At 44.3% G+C, this 2,900-nt stretch carries 3 protein-coding genes; all 3 read left to right on the top strand.

What is annotated here, in order from left to right; genetic code table 11:
* Nucleotides 1-429: 429 nt before the first annotated feature.
* Nucleotides 430-1,638 (top strand): NupC/NupG family nucleoside CNT transporter, encoded by a 1,209-nt coding sequence (locus A142_RS10285; RefSeq protein WP_017060598.1) that lies wholly within the window; start codon nucleotides 430-432, stop codon nucleotides 1,636-1,638.
* Between the two features lie 340 nt (nucleotides 1,639-1,978).
* Nucleotides 1,979-2,248 (top strand): hypothetical protein, encoded by a 270-nt coding sequence (locus tag A142_RS10280; RefSeq protein WP_019822632.1) that lies wholly within the window; start codon nucleotides 1,979-1,981, stop codon nucleotides 2,246-2,248.
* Nucleotides 2,249-2,279: 31 nt separating this feature from the next.
* Nucleotides 2,280-2,900, top strand: a 621-nt coding sequence (locus A142_RS10275) for a class I SAM-dependent methyltransferase (RefSeq protein ID WP_019822630.1), incomplete at its 3' end; no start/stop codon positions are given.

Raw genomic sequence — 2,900 nt, 5'->3', positions numbered from 1 at the left:
ATCTATAAATTTAATTACGCAACAAAGCCACTTAACATTACAAATTCAACTCCCTACAGATTGTTTACAGTTTTGAAGCACGAAAATGACGACAAACAATGTATTTTGCTTAATCCTTGACCGCGCGATCGTTTGCGTCAAAAAATGTGATGAAAGTCTCACTTAACTGTTTATACTTCTTTTCCGGTTTTAAGCCGGTGCTTAGCCAATACAAGCCGTCACATGGATATGTGAATGACCCCACGGACCGGACCAGCTACGTTCCACTGCTTGTATAAGGTGATTTTTTACATGAACAACTCGTTGTTACATTCGCTAACCCTGTTAGCTCCTTCATCGCGTAGCGTTTTGCTTGCGGTTCTTTGTCCTGTTCCTTTGATGTCATTTGCTTGGCTCATGCTCACTCTTTAAGGATTACTAGGACACATTATGAATATTCTATTTGGTTTTGTCGGTGTTCTTGCACTGATTGCTTGCGCGTACCTGCTATCTGAAAGTCGTTCTTCAATTAACTGGAAAACGGTCTCTCGTGCACTATTACTTCAAATCGGATTTGCAGCCTTAGTATTGTATTTCCCATGGGGACAATTGGCGCTAACAAGCCTAAGTAATGGTGTTTCTAGCCTGCTTGGTTTTGCAGACGTTGGTATCGCATTCCTTTTCGGTGACCTTGCTACTGAAGGCTTCATTTTCGCGGTTCGCGTGCTTCCAATCATTATCTTCTTCAGTGCTTTGATTTCTGCGCTTTATTACTTAGGCGTTATGCAAAAAGTGATTCAAATCTTGGGCGGAGCGGTGCAAAAACTGCTGGGTACAAGTAAAGCTGAATCTCTGGTTGCTACAGGTAATATCTTCCTTTCTCAGGGTGAGTCTCCTCTTCTTATTCGTCCCTTTTTAAAGTCTATGACTCGTTCGGAACTGTTTGCTGTAATGGCAGGCGGTATGGCATCGGTAGCTGGTAGTGTTCTTGGGGGCTATGCTGGCCTTGGTGTTGAACTTAAATACCTTATTGCAGCAAGCTTTATGGCGGCGCCGGGTAGCCTGTTAATGGCGAAGATCATTGTTCCGGAGCGAAGCACACCGAGTGATTACGACCACATTGAGCTAGATAAAGCTGACCAAAGCAACGTGATTGATGCATTGGCAAGCGGCGCGATGAACGGTATGAAGGTAGCGGTAGCCGTAGGTACTATGTTGGTTGCGTTCGTGAGTGTGATTGCTATGGTAAATACTGGATTGGAAAGCTTAGGTGAAACGTTCGGGTTTGCTGGCATTACACTGCAAGCTATCTTCGGTTACCTGTTCTCGCCTCTAGCATGGCTAATCGGTATTCCGAGCGATGAAGTGTTGATGGCGGGTTCTTACATTGGTCAGAAGATCGTAATGAACGAGTTTGTCGCTTTCATCGACTTCGTTGAGAACAAAGCGCTGCTATCTGAACATAGCCAAGTGATTGTGACTTTTGCTCTATGTGGCTTTGCTAACATCGGCTCTATCGCGATTCAGTTAGGTTCAATCGGTGTTATGGCTCCAGAGCGCCGTGCTGAAGTTGCTAACCTAGGTTTGAAAGCGGTAGCTGCTGGTACGCTAGCAAACCTAATGAGTGCATGTTTAGCGGGTATTTTCATCTTGCTTTAAGCTAGATTCAGCTAAAGCGCCTAAATTGAGTAAAAGCGGATATCTTGCTTACGGAGTTAACGTGAGGAGGGGGTCCGCTTTTTTGTGCCTGTTAACCAGGCTAAATCTGGTTTTGGCTGTCGACTGTGATTTGTCTATAGTGAGTAAAAGCTCACTCGGAAGAGTAATAGAGCCACGTTCTTTTATCCGATATACTTGAATATCATCAGGTTGCGTTTAATAGCATTCGGCTTCGATTAAGAACATTCGATTTCGATTGAGAATATTCGGTTCCGACTAAGCATATCCGCTTTCGACTAGGAACAATGGCAACCAAGCTAAATTAATCAAGGGTCTCTCCATGAACATTCGCGTTCTCATCGGTCTTATTGTTACCTTCATTGGCTTGTTTGCGATGGTTTATCTTATTGCTGGTGGTGAACAGTTTCCTATCTCTCAGTGGCCAAAAGAAGCTTATCTCGGTTTAGTATTTAGTGTTGTCTGGGGCGCAGGTGTAGCAGCATCGGCAGCGTACTTCTTCTCAGCACTGGTGTTCGTGACCGTTGCCGCGGTTTGCTATGCGATTGGTTATAAGATCGGTGGCTTATTTACTAACGACTCTGAAGCCTAGCAAGTCTGACTATGTGGTTGAGTTGCGTGTAATGCATTGGCGTGATCGTTTTAAGGTGTATTGGTATCACCGAAAGCAAACCCATCGTTGGAAAGGGGATAGGGCAAAGTCTCTAGGTTGGACCAACGAAGAGAGCCAGTTGTGTCGTTTCGAAGTGATTGCACGCGCGACAGATTTTGAAAATAAGAGTGTTTTGGATTTGGGATGTGGCTATGGAGAGTTGTTCGAACTGCTCGATAGTATCTACCGTATCCAATCATACACAGGCGTTGACCAACATGCCGACTTTCTTAAAAAGGCCAAGCAAAACTACACCGAAGCTCGCTGCAAGTTTATGGCGGGTGACATGAGTAAAATGAATCTAGAAGCGCACGATGTGGTTATTGCCAGTGGCTCTTTGAACTATATCTCTCGCGATTCTGATTACCTAACTAACATGATTACTCGTATGTTTGGACTAGCGAATCAGGCGGTGATTTTTAATCTGCTCAATTCAAGCCAATATCCTTCGCGTAATACCTTGATGAGTTATCATCCTCAAGGCGTCTATCGCTTCTGTAAAACGCTCTGCGATGATGTCTATTTAATGGAGGGCTATGCAGAAGGGGATTTCACGATAGTGATGTCGAGTAGACGACACTTGTTACCAAGT

Origin of the sequence: Vibrio splendidus 12E03 (assembly GCF_000272105.2) — a bacterium.
Taxonomy (GTDB): Bacteria; Pseudomonadota; Gammaproteobacteria; order Enterobacterales; family Vibrionaceae; genus Vibrio; species Vibrio splendidus_I.
This window is presented reverse-complemented; position numbering and strand designations above follow the sequence as displayed.

Excerpts from the sequence above, each read along its gene's own strand:
- A142_RS10285 (WP_017060598.1), top strand. The coding sequence starts at position 430 with ATGAATATTCTATTTGGTTTTGTCGGTGTTCTTGCACTGATTGCTTGC.
- A142_RS10280 (WP_019822632.1), top strand. The coding sequence starts at position 1,979 with ATGAACATTCGCGTTCTCATCGGTCTTATTGTTACCTTCATTGGCTTG.